Origin of the sequence: Desulfovibrio subterraneus (assembly GCF_013340285.1) — a bacterium.
Lineage (GTDB): Bacteria > Desulfobacterota > Desulfovibrionia > Desulfovibrionales > Desulfovibrionaceae > Halodesulfovibrio > Halodesulfovibrio subterraneus.
Genome location: NZ_BLVO01000013.1, coordinates 899,716 through 922,419 on the forward strand (window position 1 = coordinate 899,716; position 22,704 = coordinate 922,419).

Here is a 22,704-nt window from a genome sequence, read left to right on the forward strand (position 1 = left end):
CCCCTCCATGTACCGCCATCCATAATAGAATCCTTATTCAGGTTGTTAATTTCTTCCGCACAGGATGCTGCCGATGGTGGTTCTGCTGCGTAACGGGGGCATGATTTCAGGAGATTTGATGTCAAAGATTGTCGTAGAGAGTTTATACAAAATTTTTGGTCCTTCACCCGACGTGGCACTTGCCATGCTTAAAGAGGGGAAGGGCAAAGATGATATAATGGAGAAGACCCGCCACGGGGTAGGGGTCAATAATGCCTCATTCTCCATTGAAGAAGGCGAGATAGTAGTAATAATGGGCCTTTCCGGAAGCGGAAAGTCCACGTTGGTAAGGTGTCTCAATCGTCTTATTGAGCCCACGGAAGGTACTGTTCATATTGATGGACAGGATATAACCACCATGAGTCCCGACGAGTTGCGCGAGCTTCGCCAATCCAAACTGGGCATGGTATTTCAGAATTTTGCGTTGTTTCCGCACCGTACCGTTGCCGAAAATGCCGCCTACGGCCTTGAAATCAAGGGAGTAGATGCTGAAATCCGCCGCGAAAAAGCTTTTGAAGCACTTGAACTGGTGGGCTTGAAAGGATGGGAAGAAGTATATCCTTCGCAACTATCCGGCGGTATGCAGCAGCGTGTCGGCCTTGCCCGGGCCCTTGCACTTGATCCGGATGTTTTGCTGATGGATGAAGCCTTCAGCGCCCTTGATCCTCTTATCCGCAGGGACATGCAGGACGAACTGATCAACCTGCAGGAGAAGATGCGCAAGACCATCGTCTTCATCAGCCATGACCTTGATGAGGCCCTTAAACTGGGTGACCGCATTATCCTGATGAAAGACGGCAAGATTGTGCAGATAGGCACGCCGGAAGAGATTCTGATGGAGCCTGCCAACAGGTATGTGGAACGGTTTGTCGAGGAAGTGGATATATCCCGCGTTTTGACCGCCGATTCCATCATGCAGAAGGTGCTTGCCGTTGCTCATCTGGGAACGGACGGCCCCCGTGCGGCGCTCAGAAAAATGAAAAACCACGGCATATCCTCACTCTTCGTTCTTGGCAGGGATCATACGCTCATGGGGGTGGTTTCCGCAGATCAGGCGGCGCACCTCATCGAAATCGGAGAGACGGACCTGTCGCCCATAATCTGCACCGACCTCAAGACCGTGTTGCCGGATACCCCCGCGCAGGACCTGTTTCCCATAATGCACGATCTGGCCTATCCGCTTGCAGTTGTGGACAGTTCCAATCGTCTGAAGGGAGTCATCGTCAGAGGCACCCTCATAGCCGCTCTTGCGGAAAGAAAGGGGGCCTAAATGAGTTACAGAATTCCCGTAGGCGACGTTATCGAGTCCGGCATCAACTTTCTGGTCGAGCATCTGTCCTTTGCCACCAAAGCCTGTTCCGTGGTTGTGGAAGCCTCTCTGCGCTTTCTTGAGAAGGGCATGGTGGCCATTCCGGAACCCATTTTCATCCTGCTTTCCGGGCTGATAGTGTGGAGGCTGACCCGCGAGCGTAATCTGGGACTGTTCGCGGTTCTCGGGCTCGCACTTATCTGGAACATGGGGTTGTGGGCGGCTACCATGAGCACCATTGCCCTTGTATTTGTGGCAACGTTGTTTGCCATCATGCTGGGCATACCCATCGGGATTTTCACTGCGGTGAACAAGGTCGCCTATCGCATTATCATGCCGACGCTGGACATAATGCAGACTATGCCCGCGTTTGTGTATCTGATTCCTGCCATTCCTTTTTTCGGACTGGGCAAAATGGCGGCCATATTCTCCACGGTCATATTCTCCATGCCGCCTGCCATACGCATGACCTGCCTAGGCATACGGCAGGTACCGCTGGATCTTGTTGAGTGTGCAGAAGCCTTCGGCTCAAGCCGGTGGCAGCGGCTTGTAAAGCTGGAATTGCCGCTCGCCCGTTCGACCATTCTCGCAGGCGTGAACCAGACTGTCATGCTTGCACTTTCCATGGTGGTTATCGCCGCCATGATCGGCGCCAAGGGACTTGGCGGCGAAGTTTGGAAAGCCATTCAGCGCCTTCAGATGGGCCGCGGATTTGAAGCCGGAATAGGTATCGTTATTGTGGCGATAATTCTGGACCGCGTCCTTCAGAAGGCGGGAAAACGTAAACAGTAATGTAAGGAGTTCTTAATGAAACGTGTACTATCTTTGTGTCTTGCTCTGGCCCTTGTCGTTGCGAGTTCCGTTGTTGCCTTTGCAAAGGATCCCGTACGCATTGCATATGTGGAGTGGGATTGCGCCACTACCTCTACCAACATGGTAAAGGCGGTGCTTGAACAGGAAATGGGCTATGAAGTAGAAATACTGCCCGTTGCCGCAGCCGCCATGTGGCAGGCAGTCGGTTCCGGCGATGTGGACGGCATGGTAACCGCATGGTTGCCTGTAACCCACGGTGACTACCTGAAGAAGGTGGGCGACAAGGTTGAAGACCTTGGCCCGCTGTCCACAGGTGCAAAGGTCGGCTGGGTTGTTCCCAAGTATGTCACCATCAATTCCATTGAAGAACTCAAGGCAAATGCCGACAAGTTCGAGGGCAAAATCATAGGTATCGACCCCGGTGCCGGACTGATGCGCATGTCCGAGGACACCATGAAGGCGTATTCCCTTGATAATTTTGAGCTGGTGGAAGGTAGTGGGGCGACCATGACTGCCGCTCTTGCCGATGCCGTAAAGAACAACAAGTGGGTTGTCGTGACCGGTTGGTCTCCCCACTGGATGTTCGGACGCTGGCAGCTCAAGTACCTTGAAGATCCCAAGGGCACTCTCGGTGGTTCCGAAACCATCAACGCTGTTGTCCGAAAGGGTCTGAAAAAGGATATGCCCGAGGTGTATGCATTCCTCGACCGTTTTGCATGGGATACTCCCGATCAGCTGCAGATGGTCATGGCATGGAATCAGGAATCCGGCGCTGATCCTTATGAAAACGCCAAGCGGTTCATCAAGGAAAATCCTGAAGTCGTGAAGAAGTGGCTCGGTAAGTAGCCATAGTCTCGAATGTAAAGGCCGCCCCATGGGGCGGCTTTTTTCTTGCCATGCGGAAAAGGAGGTAAGGGCACTGTTGTCGAGCCGTGTCCAATGTAATGGCGTACTTGGATAACGGAGTCTTCTTTGCGTTTCCGGAACTGCCGAGGGGGGGGGATCCGATGATAAAAATATGCCCTTTCCCACTCAATACAGTCAATTGTTGCTGTAACATGTTGCATTTTTTTGTTAGAGCATGGTAGAGTGATTACTGGCATTTCAACTATAAACAATCCATTATCTGGAGGATACAATGAAACGTTTGCTCGTAGCTCTGTCTGTTTCCGCAGCTCTGATCATGGGCTCTTCGCTCATCGCCTTTTCTCAGGACGGCGCTTCCCTCTACAAGGCCTGTCAGGGCTGTCATGGTGCGCAGGGCGAAAAGCTCGCCATGGGTGTTGGCGCTCCTTTGAAGGGGCAGAGCGCTGACGATCTGTCCAAGAAGATGCACGGCTACAAGGACGGCAGCTATGGCCATGCCAAGAAAGCCGTGATGGAAAACCTGATGAAGCGTTTTGACGATGCGCAGATCCAGGTACTGGCCGACCATATTGCCAAGTTCTAAAGCTCAACTAGCCTGAGGGTGTATCCTGCGGAGTTGCCATGCGTATGCCTATTGTCGCTTTCTGGGTGCTTATTCTTGTTGTGTCGAGTTCTCCGCTTCAGGCGGCCCCTGTTGATCATTCCGGCCACGCTGCATCCATGCAGACGGCAGAGCAGACAGCGGGGCACGATCATATGCAGATGGGCAACGGAACGACCAATGCGACCCACAGCATGCCGACGGAAAGCATGCCGGCTGATATGGCCAACGGCAACCACGGCGTTGTAACACCAGGGCAGCATGACGCGGGGCATATGGTGCCTGACGGTTCTGCCCCCGGCCTTGGCGGGCATGTGCACAAGGAGCCCGATGCCTCCGCCCCTGTTGCGTCAATAGATGAAAAGCTGGGCAACATCATCCCGCAGGGTATCATGTTCAAAGATGAAACGGGGCAGATGGTTGACGTGCGAACCCTTATGGACAAGCCGACAATCATCGCCCCGGTCTATTTCTCCTGCCCGAACGTCTGCAATATTCTGCAAAGCTCCATAGCCCGCGTTTTGCCTCAGATGTCGCTGAAGCCGGATGCCGAGTACCGCGTGATATCGGTCAGCTTTGACGAGACCGACACGCCCGAACTGGCGGCACACAGAAAGAAGAACTACATCGCCGCCATGCATAACGATTTTCCTCCCACCGGCTGGCGATTCCTGACCGGCAGCAAGGAGAGTATCGACAGGCTGATGGATGAACTCGGCTATCGCTTTGCCCGTGTGGACAAGGATTTTGTGCATCCTGTTGCCATCATTGTCACCTCGCCCGAGGGCAAGATAGTCAGATACCTTTACGGGAACAACTTCCTGCCTTTTGACACCACCATGGCCCTGACAGAAGCGGCAGAGGGCAAGGTGGGCATTTCGCTTAAACGCATCGTTTCCTACTGTTTTTCCTATGACCCGCAGGGAAGACGCTATGCGCTGGACATAATGCGCGTCGCGGGCTTTGTCGTTCTGTTCGGCGTCGGCGTTCTTTTCCTCATCCTTTCCCGCGGCGGACGCAAACCCCGCAAATGATTTGTCCCAGAACCTTCGAGCATTGAGAGGTTGTCATGGCTTCGGAGCATCAATCCGCTCTCAGTTTTTTCGACAGGCAGCCCGGTACGTCCGGGGGCATTACCTCCTGGATTTTTTCAACCGACCACAAACGGATCGGTATCATGTACCTTTGGGGGATCATGGGATTCTTCATCGTGGGCATGTTGCTGGGGTTCCTTATCCGGCTTGAGCTTATCGCCCCCGGCCGGGACATAATGGACCAGCAGACCTACAACGTCATGTTCACCCTGCACGGGGTTATCATGATCTTTCTGGTGGTCATTCCCAGCATTCCCGCTGCGTTCGGCAACATATTTCTGCCCATTCAGATAGGAGCCGAGGATGTATCCTTTCCGCGGCTCAACAACTTTTCATGGTGGCTGTATGTGACAGGCGCACTGCTTGCGCTGGTTTCGCTGTTTACTGGTAACGGGCCGCCGGATACCGGCTGGACATTCTATGTGCCTTTCAGCAGCAATGTGACCACAACCAACGTGAATGTGGCCGTCATAGCCGTGTTCATTCTCGGTTTTTCATCCATCCTCACCGGCCTCAATTTTGTCACAACCCTGCACCGGCTGCGTGCTCCGGGCATGACATGGACCAGGATGCCGCTTTTCTGCTGGTCGCTGTATGCAACCGGCTGGATTCAGATTCTGGCAACCCCGGTGCTCGGCATAACGGTGCTGCTCATTTTTGCAGAAAGAGTGCTTGGGGTGGGCCTTTTTGATCCTGCCAAGGGCGGCGACCCCATCCTTTATCAGCACCTTTTCTGGCTCTATTCGCATCCTGCCGTATATATCATGATCCTTCCGGCAATGGGCGTTATCTCCGACGTCATTCCCGTATTCGCCCGGCGCGATATTTTCGGCTACAAGATGATCGCCTTTTCAAGCGTCATGATCGCCTTTGCCGGTTCGCTGGTGTGGGCGCACCACATGTTCACCAGCGGCATGAGCGACACGGCCGTGCTTGTTTTCTCCTTCCTTACCTTTGTGGTGGCCATCCCCTCGGCCATCAAGGTCTTCAACTGGGTTTCCACCCTCTACAAGGGGTCCATTTATACGGACCCGCCGTTCTGGTACGCACTTGCCTTCATCTTCCTGTTTTCGGTAGGCGGACTTACCGGACTCATTCTCGGTGCGGCCGGTACCGACATCCATGTGCACGATACCTACTTCGTTGTGGGGCATTTCCATTACGTCATCTTCGGCGGGCTCGGATTCGGTCTTTTCTCTGCCATGCACTACTGGTTCCCCAAGATTTTCGGCAGGATGTACAACTCCAGAATGGCCAAGATATCCTGCGTGATCATCTTTGTCGGCTTTAATGTGCTGTATTTTCCCATGCTCATCATGGGCATGCAGGGCATGCCGCGCAGATATTACGACTATCTGCCGCAATATGCTTTCGGCCACCTTATCTCGACCATCGGATCATGGATTCTTATAGCAGGCCTGCTGCTCATGTTCGGCAACCTGATCCGCGGAGCGTTCAAGGGCAAGAAATGCGGCAGCAATCCATGGGGGGGCGCTTCCCTCGAATGGCAGATTCCCTCGCCGCCTCCGCATCATAACTTTGTGACGGAACCGGTGGTTGATCGTGGACCCTACGACTTCAGAGGGGTGGAACGCGATGAGTGCGATTAAGGATTATACCGGCGCGAAACTGGGTATGTGGCTCTTCCTGTTCACGGAAGTGCTTCTCTTCGGCGGACTGTTTCTGCTGTATGCAGCCTATCTGCACAAGTTCCCAGCTGAGTTTCATCTTGCGGGCAAAGAACTGAACGTTGTGCTTGGCGGTACCAACACGGTAGTGCTGATTTCCAGCTCATGGTTCATGGCGCTGGCAATCAGCGCCCTGCAGCAGGGCAGGGTTGATCACTGCAAGAAGCTGATGTTGCTTACGCTGGCCATGGCCATGACCTTTCTTGTCATCAAATACTTCGAATGGTCGGCCAAGATTCACCATGGCATTTTCCCTGATTCTCCCGAGTTGCTGGCAAGACCGGCGGGCGAAGTGGTGTACTTCGGGCTCTACTACCTCATGACCGGCCTGCATGGGCTGCACGTTATTCTGGGTGGCGGACTGATCACCTTTGCCTACGTTCTCATTGTCCGTGGCAAGGTTACGCCTCAAGATTTCGTGTTTCTCGAAAATGCCGGCCTGTACTGGCACCTTGTGGACCTTGTGTGGATCTACCTTTTCCCGCTTTTCTACCTGATAGCCTAGGGGGATGCCATGACAGAACATCATGAAGAGCATCATACCGTCTCATACCGCTTCAATACCATCATATGGGGCATTCTGCTGTGCCTTACCGCAGTTACCGTCATCGCGGCACAGTTCGACTTCGGATTTCTGAACGTTGTGGTTGCCCTGACCATTGCCACGGTCAAGGCAGGGCTGGTCATTCTGTTTTTCATGCACCTTAAGTATGAAAAACCCCTGTTCAAGATCATTGTGTTCATCACGTTTTTTCTGCTGGCCATAGCCATAGGGTTCACCTTCTTCGACATTGGCTACAGGTACTGAGGAGGTGCCATGAATCCGCAAAATTTCAATCCAGTTGCCGAAGTCGATTTTGCTTTCTACATCATTTTCGGTGTTTCCATAGTGATGTTGTTAGGCATCAGCGCCACGGCCCTCTGGTTCGTGTACCGTTATCACCACACCAGAAACCCCAAGGCGGAAGACATATCCGGCAATCTGCTGGCAGAAGTGGTATGGATTGTCATTCCCTCCCTTATCGTCATGGCACTCTTCTATTACGGATGGGCCGGATACAAGGCATTGCGCACTGTTCCTGACAATGCCATGAATGTGAAGGTCACCGCCCGGATGTGGTCATGGGTGTTTGAATATGACAACGGCAAACGCAGCAGCGTGCTGTATGTGCCCAAGGACAAACCGGTAAAGCTGCTGATGACCTCGGCCGATGTTATTCACAGCCTGTACATTCCTGCCTATCGCATCAAGATGGATACTGTACCGCGCATGGAAACCTATGCATGGTTCAATCCCGATGCCGAAGGTTCATACGACATCTTCTGTGCCGAATATTGCGGGCTGAAGCACGCAAACATGATCACCACGGTGGAGGTCATGCCTCCGGACGAATTCAACAAATGGTACAACGGCAAAAGTAAATCCGCGGGGGCGGGCAAGGCTCTGGCCCTGCTGGAGAACTACGGCTGCCTTAGCTGCCATTCCACGGACGGCTCAAAGAACACCGGCCCCACATTCAGCAATCTGTATGGCAAAAAGCAGGTTGTTGAGCTTCCGGACGGTACGAAGAAGCAGGTTGTCGTGGATGAGCCGTATCTGAAGCGTGCCATACTGAACCCGCAGACAGAGGTGCCGGAAGGATTTACTCCTGCCATGATGCCCTACAAGGACGCCATATCCGATGAAGATCTCAAGACCATCTTGCAGTGGTTCATGCACGGTAACGAGGTGTCGCTGGACGCCGGACGCGAACTGATGATGGCTGAAGGGTGCATATCGTGTCATTCCACAGACGGCAGTCTTGTGGCGGCCCCCTCGCTCAAGGATATATGGGGTCGTAAGGTGGAGGTGCTTGAAAACGGCAAGGAAAAGACCGTCACTTCTGATGAAGCTTATCTGCGGGAATCCATCCTTGCTCCGGAAAAACTGATCGTGAAGGGCTTTGATCCTATCATGCCTCCGTATCCCCATCTGACTCCCGAGCAGATGCAGCAGATGTTGGTGTACATGAAATCCCTTTCGGGGGCAGAGCAGTAGGATGATGCGTCCTTTGGCAAGGCTTGTACGGCTGCCCGTTTCCATCATGGTGGCGGTTTCGGCTGCCTTCGGGTACCTGCTGGTGCGTCCGGTTTTCGACACGGAATTGGGACTTGCCTGCATGGGAACCTTCTGGCTCGCTTCTGCCTGTTCGGTGCTGAACCAGGTACAGGAAAGTGATTCGGATGCCTTGCTCAGCCGTACCGCCGGCCGCCCCTTACCCATGGGGCAGATATCCGTTTCCGTGGCACTGTGCATTGCTTTGGTGTGCGGTGCTGCGGCAGTGGCCTGCTTTCTCATGCTCAAGGTTCCGGCGTTGCTGTGGATGACCTGCGGCATTGTGCTGTCCTACAACGCTGTATACACCCCCCTGAAGAGGCGCACCGGCTTTGCTCTGCTTGTCGGAGCCGTTCCCGGCGCCATGCCCCCCGTCATGGGGTGGGCCGCTGCCGGAGGCAGCGTGGCGGATGTTGCAGCACTGGCGGTGTTTGCCGTCTATTATCTGTGGCAGGTGCCGCATTTCTGGCTGAGAGTGGAGCGGGATGCGGGTGAATATGTCCGGGCCGGATTGCCTATTCCGGTTACCGTTTTTGGCCATGAACGCTACAGAATGTTGCTCAGGCTGTGGTTTCATGCCTATGTGGCAGGCATTCTGCTGTTGCCGCTGTTTGCCCGCATGCAGACACCGCAAATGCGGGTGGCAATGACTTTAACCGCGGTATCGGTGTTTCTGCTGACCGGCACAGTTCTCTATAAAGGCGGAAAAAAGGGACATCGTGCGGCGTTTCAATGGGTAAATGCGTCTCTTGCCATTGTCATGTGTCTGCTGCTTGCAGACAGACTGTTCGCGGCATATTACTGATGCCTCCGTCGTGGGGCGGCAGCAGACTGTGAATTGCAACGGGAATGTTCAGCCGTATAGTCCGTTCAAGTGTGCAGTTGCAGTTTTGTCAAAGCCCGGTTGGAATCCAGTTGAAACTCAGTTGAAGTTCAGTTGAAGAGGTGAATATGGATACCCGAATCATCATGTGGATTCATCCGATCATTCAGGTGATCGCGACAATTGCCGGTTTTGCGGCAATGTACTGGGGCTTCCGGCGGTTTCAGATGACGCACCTCAAGCACAAAGTCATGTTTCCATGGAAGCCGCATGTACGCTGGGGATCGATTGCCCTGCTGCTTTGGACAGCCGGTCTGGGACTGGGGTTGCTTTTTGCCAATATGGGCTGGGGTTCCATACTGGTCACTGACATTCATTACATGATCGGTTTTGCCGTGGCTCCGCTATGTGTTACGGCCTATGCTACCGGCTTTGTCATGGATAAGTACAAGAAGAAACGGACCGTACTGAACGTGGTGCACGGGGTAAACAACCTGCTGCTTTGCCTGCTCATATGCATGCAGATTGTGACCGGCGTATGGGTCATAAAGGTATTTCTTGTGTATTAACAGAGAGGTGTACAGGTGTGCGGAATTTCCGTTTGTGATCCGCGACCTTAAACAACTGCTTTAAGAAATGAACAAGGGCCGCCGGACGAATGCCGGGCGGCCCTTGTTGTGTTTCGGGATGCGGTTACGCGTCGCGGTTGTCGAAAACGCGCTTGGCCTTGCCTGCGGAACGTTCGATGGTTCTGGGTTCCACAAGGCGCACCTTGGTGGACACACCGAGGAACTCCTTGATGGTTTTCTGGATGCGTCCTTCGATGCGCTGCAGGTTCTTGATGGCGTCGGAGAACATGGTTTCGTCCACTTCCACCTGAATCTCCATGTGGTCCAGATTGCCGTCGCGGGTGACGATGATCTGGTAGTGGGGCGATGCGCCTTCTGTTTCCAGAATGATGGACTCGATCTGGGAGGGGAACACGTTTACGCCGCGGATGATGAGCATGTCGTCGCTGCGGCCGGTTATGCGGCGCATACGGACATGGGTTCTGCCGCAGGCGCAGGGAGTGTAGTTCAGCGATGTGATATCACGCGTGCGGTAGCGGATGAGCGGAATGCCTTCCTTGCTCAGCGTGGTGATGACAAGCTCGCCGGTCTCGCCGGGGGGCAGCTGCTCGCCGGTAACGGGATCAATGATTTCCGGCAGGAAGTGGTCTTCCCATATGTGCATGCCGTCCTTGGCAACGGCGCATTCCATGGAAACACCGGGTCCCATGATTTCCGAAAGGCCGTAAATGTTCACTGCGGTGATGCCCATCTTGTCTTCGATGTCGGCACGCATGGCGTCTGTCCATGGTTCGGCACCGAAGATGCCTATGCGCAGGGGCAGGGTGCGGATATCAATGCCCGCTTCCTGTGCTGCCTCGTGCAGAACAAGGCCGTAGGAAGGCGTGGAGCAGAGCACGGTTGCGCCGAAGTCGCGCATGAGCTGCACCTGACGTTTGGTTCCGCCGCCCGATACGGGAATAACAGTCGCGCCAAGCCGTTCAGCGCCGTAATGCGCTCCAAGGCCGCCCGTAAACAGGCCGTAACCATATGCGTTGTGTACGAAATCCTGACGAGAGGCACCGGCACACATGAAGGAGCGGGCCATAAGTTCGGCCCAGTTGTTCAGGTCGCGCTGGGTATAGCCCACAACGGTTGCCTTGCCCGTAGTGCCGGACGAGGCATGCAGGCGGACGATGGTATCCTTGGGGACAGCAAAAAGACCGAAAGGATAGTTGTTGCGTAGGTCTTGCTTCTCGGTAAACGGTAGATACTTGAGGTCTTTCAGGGATTTGATGTCGGAGGGGTTTACCCCCGCCTCGTCGAACCGTTTGCGATAGTGGGGCACGTTTGCGTACACGCGCTCGCAAAGGTTTTGCAGCCGCCGCAGTTGAAGCGCTTCCAGCTCCTCACGGGGAAGCGTCTCGCGGTCAACGTCGTAAATCATACCGTTTCTCCTGCATCTTGAAAAAAAGGATAGCTGTTCGTATCGGATACCAGTATAAACTGAATACTGAGATGTGCCTGATTCCCAGGGTACGGTCAAGACGTGCCCAACGGAATGAGGCCCTTCATTTCATTGCCTGATGGAGGAAATCAACGCCATGAAGGTGCTCATTTGCGGAGCAGGTCTGGTTGCAGCGGAGCTGCTTAAGCGTCTCGGCAAGAACTGGCAGGTTACGCTCATAGATAAGGACAAAACCAAAACGGGCTTATGTCTGCAGGGTTGCGACATGGTAGTCAAAACCATGTTCGAAGATGCCTCCAGTCCTGTTACGCTTGATCAAGCCGGACTCACCGGTCAGGACTATGTTCTGGCCCTTACGGACAGGGACGAGGTGAATCTGGCCGTGGTGCGCAGGGCTCGTGAGGCTGGTGTGGCGCAAGTGCTTGCACTCGTGCACGCATCGACACGCGTTGACGAGTTCGAGTCGCTTGGTGCCCGCGTCGTGCTCGTGGGCTCGCTGCCTGCACGTCATATTTATCATTATCTCGAAGACCCCAGAGTGGCCGTCACTCCGCTTGCCACGGGAAGAGGAGAGGTGCTTGAGGTTGATACCTCGGCCTTTTTCCGGATGATAGGCAAGCCCGCTGTTTCTGTCCGCGGCGAGGGCTGGAAGCTGGCCGCCCTGTTCCGGCAGGGGCGTTTCCTTCTTCCGGAATACGACACAAGGGTGGAGGCAGGCGACCGCATGATTATTGTGGGTGAAGCAGGCTCCTTCCAGCCTGTATGCTCCCTGCTGGAATGTGATTCTCCCCATTTCCCGCTGGCCTACGGGCGGGGAGTGCTGGTGGCTCTTCTTCCCGGCAGCGAATCCCAGAATGCCGTGCTGGATGAGGCGCTCTATCTTTCCCGGTACACCAAGGTTTCGCACATGGATGTTGTGTGCGCCGAGGACCAGTGCTCGGTGGAAAAGCGTATCAAGGAATTTTCCCATGTGTATGAGGCGCATCCCGAGATGGATACGGACGCCATGCTGCGCAGGGTTCGCGAAAAGGTGGAAGAGGGCAGTATAGGCTGTGTTGTCGTGCCGCCGTTTGAAACCGCCCTGTGGAACCGTCTGCTCAAGCCACCGCTGGTCGGGCTGGCGCATTCTCTCGGCTGTCCGGTGCTCATATCCAGAGGGTCGGAGCCGTATTCCAGAATTCTGGTACCCTTCAATAACAACCCCGTTGCCGAGCTTACCCTTGAGCTTGCGCTGGATTTTGCCAAGCAGGTGCAGGCGGCAGTTTCGGTTGTCATAGTGGAAGAAGAGGACTTTGTGCACGGCGAAGACTGGAGCCCCTCATCCGAAGGGATGAGCAAGCGCATCAAGGAAATTGCTCATGTTCACAAGGTGAAACTGAATGTCATGGTGCGCAAGGGCAATCCGGTGAAGGAGATTACAGCCATATCGGCGGAATATGACCTGCTCGTTGTGGGAAGCTCCACAGACCAGAAGGATCTGTTCTTTCCTCATGTTGGCGAAATGCTGACCAGAAGCGCCAGTTGCTCCGTGCTGGTCATCACGTCTTAGAGGTGCCCATGATTGTGCATCAGGCATATTCGCTTCTGCTTGTTTCCGGAGCGGCACTTATTCTTCCCGGTGTAAGCCGCATATTGCGGATTCCTGCCCCTGTGGCGGAAATTCTCTTCGGCGTATTGCTCGGCAAGAGCCTGCTGCACCTGCAGTTTTCCGGTGAATGGTTACCGTTTCTGGCGGAACTCGGTTTTCTCATGCTCATGTTTCAGTCGGGTATGGAGATTGATTTCAGTGTGCTCACACGCCAGTCCGCGAAAGAGGTATTGCTGCAGTTCGTCGTCTTTTGCGGTACGGTGGCCGGTGCCTTTGCCATAACGCTGTTTCTCGGGCTGCACCCCTTTATGGCGCTTGTGCTTTCCACCACTTCGCTGGGGCTGGTTATGCCCACATTGCGGGAGACAGGACTTTTGAAAACCATGTTCGGCCAGCGGGTGCTCATTGCTTCGACGCTTGCCGATTTTCTGACCCTGCTGGCCATTACGCTCTTCATGCTGTGGGATGAGCACGGGCTTTCTTTACAGCTCATTTCGCCCTTACCCTTGTTTATAGGCTTTGGACTGCTGCTTCGCATGGGACGGCTGTGGGCATGGTGGAATCCCGACAAGGTCCGAAAACTGCTTGATTCCGAAGGCAATCTTGAAATGGGAGTGCGGTTTTCGCTTGCCTTGCTGTTCCTGTTCGTGGCCTTTTCCGAGCTGGTGCATCTTGAGCCGGTACTTGGCGCGTTCATGGGCGGGTGTGTGCTTTCCTATGTATTCCGGGCCAAGGAAACGCTCGAGGGCAAGCTTTCCGCACTTGGTTTCGGTTTTCTCGTGCCGGTGTTCTTTATCAATGTGGGCATGCAGTTCGACCTTTCCAATGTGTTGCGTCCGGATATGCTGATTCTTACGGCCCTGCTGCTGGTCTTCGCGTTTCTGGTTAAAGTGATCCCGGCTTTCCTTTTCGGACTGCGAGGCATGAAACTGCGTGATTCGCTGCGGGCGGGGGTGCTTCTGTCTTCCCGGTTGAGCCTTATTGTTGCCGCGGCAGAACTTGGCGTATCGCGAGGATTTGTGACTCCGGCGCAGCAGGATGCCATCATTTTGCTGGCCATGCTCACCTGCCTTCTTGGCCCCACGTTGTTCAAGCTGCTCAGCAAAACCGTCATTCAACCGCAGGGCAGGGCAGGGGAATCCGCCTAGATGCGGCGGACATGAAGATTTGCTTACCGTTCGAGAGTATTGTAGAAGTATCGGGCGCATGATTGTGCTTTCACTCTACATGTCAGGAGGCGCGAGATGGATTTCAGGAAACTGGTTCTGCAAAACCGCAGCTACCGCCGGTTTGACGGGCAGAAGAAAATTACCCTGCAGGAACTGGAAGCTCTGGTCGACCTTGCACGACACACGCCTTGCGGCGCGAACCGTCAGCCCTTGAAGTATGTTCTTGTGACCTCGCAGGACATGTGCGAAGACATCTTCCCCGCGCTGGGCTGGGCCGGTTATCTTCCCGAGTGGAAGGGACCTGCCGAGGGCGAACGTCCGACAGCCTATATCGTAGTGCTCGGCGATGACGCCATAAGCACGGAAACACAGGTGGACCTTGGCATAGCCAGCCAGACCATCATGCTCGGCGCAGCCTCCATGGGACTGGGCGGTTGCATGCTCGGGGCCATCAACAAGGATAAGATACACGCCACGCTGGAATTGCCGCAGTCTCTGCGCGTACTGCTCGTGCTTGCGCTGGGGCATCCTGCGGAGAAAGTGGTAATTGAACCACTTGGCGAGGACGGAAATATCAAGTATTGGCGTGACGCCGCGAGCGTTCACCATGTGCCTAAGCGCAGTCTTGAGGACCTCATCGTGGCTCGCCACGCATAATTTTTTACCATCGGATTATTTTTATGACAGTACCTACCAACAAGAAGTTCGCCGTTGTTCCGGTAACGGAAAAGGTTGAAAATATTATCAAGTGGCTTGAAGAAAAGCACGCTTCGGACGTTGTTGCGCTCAGCCTTGAGCGCGTGAACTCCTTTACCGACGCGGTAATCATCGCATCTGCCAAGTCGGTGCGTCAGGCTCAGGCCATTGCCGAGCACGTGTACGCCATGGCCAAGGAATCCAACTACGAATACCTGCGCGTTGAAGGCAAGGACTCCGGTCAGTGGGTTCTGGTGGACCTGAACGACGTGGTCGTGAACGTCTTCCAGGATGACGTGCGCAAGCTCTTCAATCTCGAAAGCCTCTGGGCTGATGCAACCGTTCTCCATCAGGACGAAGCAAACTAGATATAACATGAGCAACCTCACTCCGACCCTGCTGCTGATTCTGGACGGCTGGGGCATTGCGCCGGAAGGTCCCGGCAATGCCATTTCCTGCGCCTGCACCCCCTCGCTCGATGCTCTGACTGCTCATCATCCCCACACTGCTCTGGCATGTTCCGGCCGTTCTGTGGGGCTGCCCGACGGATTCATGGGCAACTCCGAAGTCGGCCACATGAACATCGGCGCCGGTCGTGTGATTTATCAGGATATGACGCGCATAGACATCGCCATCGAACAAGGCGAGATGGCTGTCAATCCTGCTATCCTGAAGCTCATTGCTGATACGAAGGCCAAGGGCGGAAGACTGCACCTGATGGGCCTTTTTTCCGACGGCGGTGTGCACAGTCACCTGCTGCATCTCTATGCCCTGCTGGAGCTTGCCAAGGCACACGATGTTGAGGTGCTTATCCATGCCTTCATGGACGGCCGTGACACGGCCCCCACGAGTGGCAAGGGATATATGGAACAGCTGGTCGCTGCCTGCGACCGTATCGGGGCTGGCAAGGTCGCCACTGTTTCCGGCCGCTTTTATGCCATGGATCGTGATAAGCGCTGGGATCGAGTGAAGGTTGCCTGGGATTGTCTTGTGCTGGGGCAGGGCGAACGTGCGTCCGATCCCGTGGCAGCCGTTCAGGCGGCCTATGATGCAGGCAAGACGGATGAGTTCATCATGCCCTGCAACATCGTTGAAGCTGGTGGCACAGAGCCTGTGACCTGCATTGCCGACAACGACGGCGTGTTCTTTTTCAACTTCCGCGCCGACCGCGCCCGTGAGCTTTCCCGCGCGCTTTTCGACGAATCCTTTGACGACTTCGACAGGGTTCGGCAGCCCGTGCTGGCAGGGTTTGCAACAATGACGGCCTATGATTCCACGTTCCCCATGGATGTGGCATTTGTAAAGGAAAAGGGAGCAGATACACTGGGTGAAGTCGTCTCCTCGCTCGGACTGCGTCAGCTGCGCATTGCGGAAACAGAGAAGTACGCACATGTGACCTATTTCTTCAACGGCGGCAGGGAAGAGCCTCTGGAAGGCGAAGACCGTATTCTGGTCAATTCCCCCCGTGAGGTGGCCACCTACGATCTCAAGCCGGAAATGAGCGTTTTTGAGGTAACTGAAAAGCTGCTTGCCGAGTGGAATTCCGGCAAGTACTCTCTTGTTGTCTGCAATCTCGCCAATCTGGACATGGTGGGGCATACAGGAATAATGCCTGCGGCCCGTGCCGCTTGCGAAGCGGTGGATTCCTGCGTGAAAAGGATTCTGGATGCCGTAGTTGCTTCCGGCGGCCGTGCATTTGTGACCGCCGACCATGGTAACGCGGAAGAAATGCTGGACCCCGCAGGCAACCCGCACACTGCGCATACCATGAACAGGGTGCCGTTTGTGCTTGTGGAAAAGGGAACAGCCGTTACCCTGCGCGAAGGAAAGCTCGGCGATATTGCTCCCACCATTCTGGATATGTGGGGAGTGGAAAAACCGGCCGCAATGACCGGAGAAACCCTGCTGGTAAAACCGGCGGCATAAGGGACAATTCCGATGTCACAGAAGAGCAACAAGCCTTTGGCGCCTGTAAAACCCGCAGGGCTGGAGATGATTTTTTTCTATCCTTGTCCCCATTGCGGCCACAATGTTCCGCTGCTGACGCCCACCCAGCCCTCCATGGCGCAGTGCGATGCCTGTGCGCAGCATTTTCCCATTGTTCCGGTGGATGAAAAAACCCTCCGTTTCATGAGGACGATGCTTGCCAACGGCAGGGCAGCCATAGATCCTGACTTCATGTAGCACTTGAAGAATTGAAATAACAAAAGCCCCCGAGCAGAATGCTGCGGGGGCTTTTGTTATCTTTTTTGTGCTACGATCAATGACATGTGCCCGGCGATTGGAGAAAAAAGTTTGTTGATTGTGAAACGGATGATTTTAGCAAAGCATCCTTGTTTAGTATAAACTTTTGATAATAGCGGGTGAAGTATGGGGATCTCGTCTTTTAAGCCCTTTGCAGCGTCAAATTTTGATTCTTTTATGATAGTGAAACCATAATCATTAAGTTTTTTTGAAACTTCACCAGCATCAAGCATGAATTGATAAAATCCACTATCTAAATGAGAAAAGGTTTTTGGTAGCAATTCAAATCTATTAAGCTTCGATTTGATCCTGCGTAGTAATGAAAAGGTTGGGAATGTTATAAACAAATATCCATTACTTGCTATCACTCTTTGTGCTTCTTTTAATATGTCATCATATCCATTGTAGAAGTGCTCAATAACTCCAAGCGACCAATATCCATCTATGGTGTTGCTCGATAGAGGCAGGTCAAATACATCTCCACAAATTAATTGCAAATAGTTTGCCTTATTCTTTACTCTATGTAGTGTGTTTTGCGCATAATCAAGGCCAATAACATTGTATTCGCTTAGGTATAAATTGTGAACAATGTTGCATGGGCCGCACCCGCCTTCAAATATTGTACTTGATTGTTTTAAGTATTTTGAAGTGACACCTAAGACAAAATCGCCTTTGCCAGGTTTTTTGGTATTGAGTGGTATATTTTCCCAGTGCTTGTCCCAAAATGCAGATGTTGCATTAGTGTTGCATTGCACCAAGCGTTTATTGATTTTGTCGTAATATGTTGGCATGCCATCTCCGAACATGACGCTGTGGATAGATTGAGTATCTTTAATTATATTGCAGGACTACATGTATACTGATTTGTCTGTAGAAACTAGTATCACGTGGATACATAGCTGTCACTGGGGGTAAGAGGCAATAAAAAACAAAAGCCCCCGAGCAGAATGCTGCGGGGGCTTTTCTTGTATTGGTGGCTGCTACGCCTTGGCGCTTGCGCAGGCTTCCGACAGGCGGGCCTTGATGTAGGTGCGCATTTCCTCGTCGTCTTCTTCAAGGTTCAGACAGCAGGCATCTTCGCCGAGAAGGCCGCCGGGAACCCAGTCGCCAAGCTCGTCAGGGTCCTGAATCATGTCGGCATAGAAGCAGACGGAAAGCCAGCGAGCTTCGGGATCATCATCCACCACATCAACGAGAACAAAAAGAGTACGGCTGGTCTGAGCGGCATGGGTTGCCCGCAGGGAATAGCTGACGCCGGGGCGCCCCTTGAACTGCAGGGTTACGCCTTCCATTGCGGCAAGGTGATCCTTGAATTCGATAAAAGCTGCGCGGGTTCTGGTGTCATTGTCGGTCCACTGCTCAAGCAGTGCATTCAGTTCCTGTTCGGCATTTTCGGCAAACATGCGAATCTCCTTGATCATGCCACGCGTGTGGGTGATGTGGCGGTATTATTTTGTCAGGTAAGTGGGTGCTTTCTCACGGGCAGCGTTCTCTGTCAATGCGATGGACGAAAGGCTGCAGTGGTAGCTTGAGGCAGAGTTTTCACACACCGGCCGAATCTGACAATCCTGTATTGAAACGGATAGTCCGGCAGCTATTGCGGGTATTGGAAGAAAGGTTTTCGATTCCGGATACCAAGAGGCCGAGAACGCTGCTTGCGTTTTCTGACATGGGACTGCGCCCAGTGCATGTCGAATAGTTATAATTTTATGTGGTTGCGTTTGTTCTCATTAAAAAATGACAAAATAATGAATTTTCATTCAACAAAATTGTGGACAACTGAACGATACGAAAGTAATTCAAACGTCCTTGAATGCCCGATCAGGGTAGGTGGATTTTCTGGAGATTCAAGTATTTCGTGCCGTTAGCATCGGTGTGAAAAAGTTGAACCGGAGTCCGCAATTCAGGGCGTAGGGTATGGGGTTGGACTGATTGATTTGCTTCTCAATCGCCCCGTAGAAGACACCGGATGCCTTCCCCGCACTGCCGCAATGTGTGTGGCCCGGGCGGTTTGCAAAATTGAAAAACGGCATCCAAGACGTTCAGGACGGTATTTACATGAAATCACGTGAACAGTGGGGCTCGCGGCTGGGATTCATTCTGGCAGCCGTCGGTTCTGCCATCGGCCTCGGTAACATCTGGCGTTTCCCGTACATGGCCTATGAAAACGGCGGCGGGGCGTTCCTTATTCCTTACATCTTTGCGCTGCTGACGGCCGGTATTCCCTTCATGATTCTGGAATTCGGGCTTGGACAGAAATATCGCGGCTCTGCTCCCAAGGTTTTTGCCATGCTCAATCCCAAATGGGAATGGATTGGCTGGGCGCAGGTCATGGTCGCTTTTGTCATTTCCATCTACTATATTGCCGTTGTGGGCTGGACCCTCAACTACACCGTTTTTGCCTTTGATCAGAGCTGGGGCGCAGATCCCAAGGCTTTCTTCTTCGGAGATTATCTCGGCGTAACCGATTCTCCTCTGAATCTGGGCGGCATTCGCTGGAACATACTTGCAGCCTGTGCATTCGCATGGCTCGTAACCTGGGCTGCCTGTACCTCCGGCGTCCGCAAGGGTATTGAGCGCGCCTGCAAAGTTCTCATTCCCTTACTTTTCCTGCTGGTGCTGGTGCTCATTTCCCGCGTTGTAACGCTTGACGGTGCCATGACCGGCCTTGAATATCTCTTCAAGCCCGATTTCTCCAAAATCGCCGATTTCAGCGTATGGACTGACGCATACGGACAAATCTTCTATTCTCTTTCCGTGGGCTTCTCCATTATGCTGGCCTATTCAAGCTATCTGCCCAAGGAATCCGACACCGCCAACAACGCGGCAATGACCGTGTTCATCAACTGCGGTTTCTCCCTGCTGGCAGGGGTGATGATCTTCAGCGTACTTGGCAACATGGCCCATGAAACCGGTAAAACCGTTACCGACGTGGCCGGTGCAGGCGTTGGCCTTGCCTTCGTGATCATTCCCAAGGCCATCAACACCATGCCCATGCCCACCTTCTTCGGTGTGCTGTTCTTCCTCTGCCTCGTAATGGCGGGCCTCAGCTCCCTCATTTCCATCGTGGAAGCTGTATGCGCATCCTTCATCGACAAGTTCGGCTGGTCCCGCAAGGCGACTGTTACCGTATACTGTGTCGGCGGTTTCGCACTTACGTCTGTGTACGCCACGGGCGGCGGCCTGCTGATTCTCGATATAGTGGACCACTTCATCAACAACCTGTGCCTGCTGCCTGTAGCGCTGCTCGAAATAGTGCTCATCAGCTGGGTTGTCGGGCTTGATGATATTCGCAAGCATGTGAACGCCACCTCCGACTTTGCCGTCGGAAAGCTGTGGAAGACCTGCCTCAAGTTCGTGACCATTGCCGTGCTTGGCTATGCAACGCTTCGCAACTTCCAGGGAGACATTGCTACTCCCTACGGCGGTTACGCAACCGAGGAACTCATCGTTCTCGGCTGGGCCCTTATTCCCTTTGTTCTCATGATGGGCGTGTACCTGCGCAACAAGCAGGCATCTCCCGCCTTTCTGACCAGCCATCATTAGGAGGTGCATATGACAACTTCAGCCATCATCATGATGATCGTCGGTTTTGGCGTAACATGGGGCGGGGCCACATGGTGTCTGCGCCTTGCGATACGCAAGCATCTTTCCCAGAAGGATTAGAAAAGAAACGGCCGCCCTGAGCGGCCGTTTGCTTTTGGTGCGAATATTATATTGTCAATAGCCTTTACAGGCCGCCTCCAATGTATACAATGGCGATAAATGTTCACAAGGAGCGAACTGATGTCCAAAACCGTTCTTATGGTGCTTACTTCTCATGACAGTCTGGGAGACAGCGGTCATCCGACAGGATGGTGGCTGGAAGAAATGGCTGCGCCGTATCTGCTGTTCCGTGATGCGGGACTGGAGGTGACTGTAGCTTCTCCGCAGGGAGGCAAGGCCCCCCTCGATCCCCGCAGCGTCGAGGAGCAGGCTCAGAACGAATGGACCCGCCGGTTCATGCAGAGCAAGGAAGCGCAGGAAGCTGTGAATGACACTATTCCCGTTGATATGGTGCGTGCCGAGGACTATGACGTGCTGTTCTTCCCCGGCGGCCATGGCCCCATGTTCGACCTTGCCGTGGACGAATCCGTGTCTGAGCTGATTACGGATTTCATTCTGGAAAAGAAGCCTGTTGCCGCCGTGTGTCATGGACCTGCAGCCCTGCTGGCTGCAAAAGACGGCAATGACAATCCCGTTGTTGCGGGAAAAAAGGTGACCGGCTTTTCCAATACGGAAGAGATCGCCGTGGCCCTGCATGAGGTCGTTCCCTTCCTTCTGGAAGATGCCCTGAAAGAAAAAGGGGGCCGGTATGAATGCGGCCCTGAATGGCAGCCCCATGTTGTTGAAGATGGTCTGCTGCTGACAGGGCAGAATCCCGCATCCTCGCTGCCTCTTGCTGAAGCCGTGCTCAAACGCCTCGGAGTGAATTTCGTGCGCAAATAAGACGGTGTCGCAACACGCCGACATTCCATCCTTGTCTTCTCTTTGAAGCGAACCATTGGCGGGGGTCGTTTTTACGATCCCCCATCTATTTCAGACGTAACTCAGGCTGCGTGGCCAGCATGGTGCCGGCCCGCGCGCGACGTAACCAACAGGATCTATTCATTCATGCTTTACGCCATTGCAAGTATCATCATCGGACTTGTTCTGCTCGTATGGAGTGCCGACCGTTTTGTGGACGGCGCAGCTTCCACCGCCCGCCATTTCGGCATGCCCCCGTTGCTTATCGGCATGGTCATTGTGGGATTCGGTACTTCGGTACCCGAAATGCTGGTTTCGGCACTTTCCGCCATGCAGGGCAATCCTGGATTGGCGCTCGGAAACGCGTATGGTTCCAATATCGCGAACATCGCCCTTATTCTCGGTGCAGCAGCTCTCATCAGCCCCATCATCGTCCATTCTCAGGTTCTTCGCCGCGAACTGCCGCTTCTGCTCGGTATTTCCGCTGTATCCATACTCCTGTTGTGGGATGGCAGCCTTTCCCGTCTCGACTCGGCCATTCTGCTGATCATGTTCGCCTGCATCATGGGCTGGTCCATCATGCAGGGCATGCGTGCCCGTACCGATGCCTTCAGCAAGGAAATGGACGTAGAGATGGCATCGTCCATCATGCCGCTCAAAAAATCCGTCATGTGGCTTGTTGTCGGTCTGGTACTGCTTATTCTCAGTTCCCGCATGCTGGTGTGGGGTGCCGTGACCATTGCCCAGTCTCTGGGCGTGAGCGATCTCATCATCGGTCTTACCATTGTTGCGCTCGGCACCTCCCTGCCGGAGCTTGCTTCTTCCGTTGCGGCCGCCCTTAAAAAAGAACATGATATCGCCCTTGGCAACGTGCTCGGTTCAAACCTGTTCAACACGCTTGCCGTTGTGGGCATTGCGGGCAGCATCCATCCGCTCGAGGTCGAGAACGCCGTGCTGTTCCGCGATATGCCCATAATGCTGGGGCTGACCCTTTCGCTGGTATTCATGGGGCTCTGCGGCCGCAAGAATGCCCGTATAAATCGTTTTGAAGCGTGCCTGCTGCTCCTGTCCTATGTGGGATACAATGGCTGGCTCGTGTTCACTACGCTGGCATAATCCTTTTGTCGCATATCGGCCGCAGCCAGTCTGAACGGCC

At 53.9% G+C, this 22,704-nt stretch carries 24 protein-coding genes; 21 read left to right on the plus strand and 3 right to left on the minus strand.

What is annotated here, in order from left to right; genetic code table 11:
* Positions 1 to 118 precede the first annotated feature (118 nt).
* The 11 genes from HUV30_RS10845 (at position 119) to HUV30_RS10895 (ending at position 9,898) form a co-directional block, all read left to right on the plus strand.
* Positions 119 to 1,309 carry a quaternary amine ABC transporter ATP-binding protein gene (locus HUV30_RS10845; RefSeq protein ID WP_174405470.1) on the plus strand — a complete coding sequence of 397 codons (1,191 nt, stop codon included), beginning with the start codon at positions 119 to 121 and terminating at the stop codon, positions 1,307 to 1,309.
* The gene (locus HUV30_RS10850) at positions 1,310 to 2,140 is read left to right on the plus strand and encodes an ABC transporter permease (protein WP_174405472.1); all 831 of its coding nucleotides are present in this window, start codon (positions 1,310 to 1,312) and stop codon (positions 2,138 to 2,140) included.
* Between the two features lie 15 nt (positions 2,141 to 2,155).
* Positions 2,156 to 3,007 (plus strand): glycine betaine ABC transporter substrate-binding protein, encoded by an 852-nt coding sequence (locus HUV30_RS10855; protein WP_174405474.1) that lies wholly within the window; start codon positions 2,156 to 2,158, stop codon positions 3,005 to 3,007.
* A gap of 292 nt (positions 3,008 to 3,299) precedes the next feature.
* A complete protein-coding gene (locus HUV30_RS10860) occupies positions 3,300 to 3,611 on the plus strand; it encodes a c-type cytochrome (protein WP_174405475.1) in 312 nt (103 codons plus the stop codon).
* Positions 3,612 to 3,649: 38 nt separating this feature from the next.
* Positions 3,650 to 4,663, plus strand: a complete 1,014-nt coding sequence (locus HUV30_RS10865; protein ID WP_243452152.1) for an SCO family protein — start codon at positions 3,650 to 3,652, stop codon at positions 4,661 to 4,663.
* A gap of 35 nt (positions 4,664 to 4,698) precedes the next feature.
* Positions 4,699 to 6,333: a cytochrome c oxidase subunit I gene (gene ctaD / locus HUV30_RS10870; RefSeq protein WP_174405476.1), complete on the plus strand. Its 1,635-nt coding sequence runs from the start codon at positions 4,699 to 4,701 to the stop codon at positions 6,331 to 6,333.
* Complete coding sequence (locus HUV30_RS10875) at positions 6,320 to 6,916, plus strand: cytochrome c oxidase subunit 3 family protein (RefSeq protein WP_174405477.1); 597 nt, start codon at positions 6,320 to 6,322, stop codon at positions 6,914 to 6,916. Before ctaD ends, HUV30_RS10875 begins: the two co-directional genes overlap by 14 nt.
* Positions 6,917 to 6,925: 9 nt before the next feature.
* A complete protein-coding gene (locus tag HUV30_RS10880; RefSeq protein ID WP_174405478.1) occupies positions 6,926 to 7,219 on the plus strand; it encodes a cytochrome C oxidase subunit IV family protein in 294 nt (97 codons plus the stop codon).
* Positions 7,220 to 7,228: 9 nt separating this feature from the next.
* Positions 7,229 to 8,449, plus strand: coding sequence for a cytochrome c oxidase subunit II (gene coxB / locus HUV30_RS10885; RefSeq protein WP_174405479.1), 1,221 nt, complete (start codon positions 7,229 to 7,231; stop codon positions 8,447 to 8,449).
* A gap of 1 nt (position 8,450) precedes the next feature.
* Positions 8,451 to 9,311 carry a protoheme IX farnesyltransferase gene (locus HUV30_RS10890; RefSeq protein ID WP_174405480.1) on the plus strand — a complete coding sequence of 287 codons (861 nt, stop codon included), beginning with the start codon at positions 8,451 to 8,453 and terminating at the stop codon, positions 9,309 to 9,311.
* A 146-nt stretch (positions 9,312 to 9,457) separates the two neighbouring features.
* Complete coding sequence (locus HUV30_RS10895; RefSeq protein WP_243452153.1) at positions 9,458 to 9,898, plus strand: DUF4079 family protein; 441 nt, start codon at positions 9,458 to 9,460, stop codon at positions 9,896 to 9,898.
* Between the two features lie 124 nt (positions 9,899 to 10,022).
* On the opposite strand, the gene HUV30_RS10900 is transcribed toward HUV30_RS10895, so the two are convergent.
* On the minus strand, positions 10,023 to 11,324 hold the full coding sequence (locus HUV30_RS10900; protein WP_174405481.1) for a phenylacetate--CoA ligase family protein: 1,302 nt from the start codon (positions 11,322 to 11,324) through the stop codon (positions 10,023 to 10,025).
* 157 nt (positions 11,325 to 11,481) lie between these two features.
* On the opposite strand from HUV30_RS10900, the gene HUV30_RS10905 reads away from it, so the two are divergent.
* From HUV30_RS10905 to HUV30_RS10930, 6 genes are all read left to right on the plus strand, one after another.
* Positions 11,482 to 12,894, plus strand: coding sequence for an NAD-binding protein (locus HUV30_RS10905; RefSeq protein WP_174405482.1), 1,413 nt, complete (start codon positions 11,482 to 11,484; stop codon positions 12,892 to 12,894).
* A gap of 8 nt (positions 12,895 to 12,902) precedes the next feature.
* A complete protein-coding gene (locus HUV30_RS10910; protein ID WP_174405483.1) occupies positions 12,903 to 14,081 on the plus strand; it encodes a cation:proton antiporter in 1,179 nt (392 codons plus the stop codon).
* Between the two features lie 96 nt (positions 14,082 to 14,177).
* Complete coding sequence (locus HUV30_RS10915) at positions 14,178 to 14,759, plus strand: nitroreductase family protein (protein ID WP_174405484.1); 582 nt, start codon at positions 14,178 to 14,180, stop codon at positions 14,757 to 14,759.
* A 23-nt stretch (positions 14,760 to 14,782) separates the two neighbouring features.
* The gene (gene rsfS, locus HUV30_RS10920) at positions 14,783 to 15,166 is read left to right on the plus strand and encodes a ribosome silencing factor (protein ID WP_174405485.1); all 384 of its coding nucleotides are present in this window, start codon (positions 14,783 to 14,785) and stop codon (positions 15,164 to 15,166) included.
* 7 nt (positions 15,167 to 15,173) lie between these two features.
* Positions 15,174 to 16,724, plus strand: coding sequence for a 2,3-bisphosphoglycerate-independent phosphoglycerate mutase (gene gpmI / locus HUV30_RS10925; RefSeq protein ID WP_174405486.1), 1,551 nt, complete (start codon positions 15,174 to 15,176; stop codon positions 16,722 to 16,724).
* A 12-nt stretch (positions 16,725 to 16,736) separates the two neighbouring features.
* On the plus strand, positions 16,737 to 16,982 hold the full coding sequence (locus HUV30_RS10930) for a hypothetical protein (protein ID WP_174405487.1): 246 nt from the start codon (positions 16,737 to 16,739) through the stop codon (positions 16,980 to 16,982).
* Between the two features lie 56 nt (positions 16,983 to 17,038).
* On the opposite strand, the gene HUV30_RS10935 is transcribed toward HUV30_RS10930, so the two are convergent.
* Positions 17,039 to 17,833: a class I SAM-dependent methyltransferase gene (locus HUV30_RS10935; RefSeq protein ID WP_174405488.1), complete on the minus strand. Its 795-nt coding sequence runs from the start codon at positions 17,831 to 17,833 to the stop codon at positions 17,039 to 17,041.
* 189 nt (positions 17,834 to 18,022) lie between these two features.
* The gene (locus HUV30_RS10940) at positions 18,023 to 18,445 is read right to left on the minus strand and encodes a hypothetical protein (RefSeq protein ID WP_174405489.1); all 423 of its coding nucleotides are present in this window, start codon (positions 18,443 to 18,445) and stop codon (positions 18,023 to 18,025) included.
* Positions 18,446 to 19,100: 655 nt separating this feature from the next.
* On the opposite strand from HUV30_RS10940, the gene HUV30_RS10945 reads away from it, so the two are divergent.
* The 4 genes from HUV30_RS10945 to HUV30_RS10960 all read left to right on the plus strand — a co-directional run bounded on the left by HUV30_RS10945 (position 19,101) and on the right by HUV30_RS10960 (position 22,664).
* Positions 19,101 to 20,588: a sodium-dependent transporter gene (locus tag HUV30_RS10945; RefSeq protein WP_174405490.1), complete on the plus strand. Its 1,488-nt coding sequence runs from the start codon at positions 19,101 to 19,103 to the stop codon at positions 20,586 to 20,588.
* Positions 20,589 to 20,597: 9 nt separating this feature from the next.
* Positions 20,598 to 20,708 (plus strand): MetS family NSS transporter small subunit, encoded by a 111-nt coding sequence (locus HUV30_RS10950; RefSeq protein ID WP_174405491.1) that lies wholly within the window; start codon positions 20,598 to 20,600, stop codon positions 20,706 to 20,708.
* Between the two features lie 120 nt (positions 20,709 to 20,828).
* Positions 20,829 to 21,530 carry a type 1 glutamine amidotransferase domain-containing protein gene (locus HUV30_RS10955; RefSeq protein ID WP_174405492.1) on the plus strand — a complete coding sequence of 234 codons (702 nt, stop codon included), beginning with the start codon at positions 20,829 to 20,831 and terminating at the stop codon, positions 21,528 to 21,530.
* A gap of 165 nt (positions 21,531 to 21,695) precedes the next feature.
* Complete coding sequence (locus HUV30_RS10960) at positions 21,696 to 22,664, plus strand: calcium/sodium antiporter (RefSeq protein WP_174405493.1); 969 nt, start codon at positions 21,696 to 21,698, stop codon at positions 22,662 to 22,664.
* Positions 22,665 to 22,704 lie beyond the last annotated feature (40 nt).

Bases quoted from the DNA above. Each gene is read 5' to 3' on its own strand.
- HUV30_RS10935 (WP_174405488.1), bottom strand. From the start codon at position 17,833: ATGCCAACATATTACGACAAAATCAATAAACGCTTGGTGCAATGCAAC.
- HUV30_RS10930 (WP_174405487.1), top strand. From the start codon at position 16,737: ATGTCACAGAAGAGCAACAAGCCTTTGGCGCCTGTAAAACCCGCAGGG.
- HUV30_RS10955 (WP_174405492.1), top strand. From the start codon at position 20,829: ATGTCCAAAACCGTTCTTATGGTGCTTACTTCTCATGACAGTCTGGGA.
- HUV30_RS10945 (WP_174405490.1), top strand. From the start codon at position 19,101: ATGAAATCACGTGAACAGTGGGGCTCGCGGCTGGGATTCATTCTGGCA.
- coxB (WP_174405479.1), top strand. From the start codon at position 7,229: ATGAATCCGCAAAATTTCAATCCAGTTGCCGAAGTCGATTTTGCTTTC.
- gpmI (WP_174405486.1), top strand. From the start codon at position 15,174: ATGAGCAACCTCACTCCGACCCTGCTGCTGATTCTGGACGGCTGGGGC.
- ctaD (WP_174405476.1), top strand. From the start codon at position 4,699: ATGGCTTCGGAGCATCAATCCGCTCTCAGTTTTTTCGACAGGCAGCCC.
- HUV30_RS10895 (WP_243452153.1), top strand. From the start codon at position 9,458: ATGGATACCCGAATCATCATGTGGATTCATCCGATCATTCAGGTGATC.
- HUV30_RS10855 (WP_174405474.1), top strand. From the start codon at position 2,156: ATGAAACGTGTACTATCTTTGTGTCTTGCTCTGGCCCTTGTCGTTGCG.
- HUV30_RS10900 (WP_174405481.1), bottom strand. From the start codon at position 11,324: ATGATTTACGACGTTGACCGCGAGACGCTTCCCCGTGAGGAGCTGGAA.
- rsfS (WP_174405485.1), top strand. From the start codon at position 14,783: ATGACAGTACCTACCAACAAGAAGTTCGCCGTTGTTCCGGTAACGGAA.
- HUV30_RS10850 (WP_174405472.1), top strand. From the start codon at position 1,310: ATGAGTTACAGAATTCCCGTAGGCGACGTTATCGAGTCCGGCATCAAC.
- HUV30_RS10950 (WP_174405491.1), top strand. From the start codon at position 20,598: ATGACAACTTCAGCCATCATCATGATGATCGTCGGTTTTGGCGTAACA.
- HUV30_RS10875 (WP_174405477.1), top strand. From the start codon at position 6,320: ATGAGTGCGATTAAGGATTATACCGGCGCGAAACTGGGTATGTGGCTC.
- HUV30_RS10865 (WP_243452152.1), top strand. From the start codon at position 3,650: ATGCGTATGCCTATTGTCGCTTTCTGGGTGCTTATTCTTGTTGTGTCG.
- HUV30_RS10910 (WP_174405483.1), top strand. From the start codon at position 12,903: ATGATTGTGCATCAGGCATATTCGCTTCTGCTTGTTTCCGGAGCGGCA.
- HUV30_RS10905 (WP_174405482.1), top strand. From the start codon at position 11,482: ATGAAGGTGCTCATTTGCGGAGCAGGTCTGGTTGCAGCGGAGCTGCTT.
- HUV30_RS10880 (WP_174405478.1), top strand. From the start codon at position 6,926: ATGACAGAACATCATGAAGAGCATCATACCGTCTCATACCGCTTCAAT.
- HUV30_RS10860 (WP_174405475.1), top strand. From the start codon at position 3,300: ATGAAACGTTTGCTCGTAGCTCTGTCTGTTTCCGCAGCTCTGATCATG.
- HUV30_RS10890 (WP_174405480.1), top strand. From the start codon at position 8,451: ATGATGCGTCCTTTGGCAAGGCTTGTACGGCTGCCCGTTTCCATCATG.
- HUV30_RS10845 (WP_174405470.1), top strand. From the start codon at position 119: ATGTCAAAGATTGTCGTAGAGAGTTTATACAAAATTTTTGGTCCTTCA.
- HUV30_RS10915 (WP_174405484.1), top strand. From the start codon at position 14,178: ATGGATTTCAGGAAACTGGTTCTGCAAAACCGCAGCTACCGCCGGTTT.
- HUV30_RS10960 (WP_174405493.1), top strand. From the start codon at position 21,696: ATGCTTTACGCCATTGCAAGTATCATCATCGGACTTGTTCTGCTCGTA.
- HUV30_RS10940 (WP_174405489.1), bottom strand. From the start codon at position 18,445: ATGTTTGCCGAAAATGCCGAACAGGAACTGAATGCACTGCTTGAGCAG.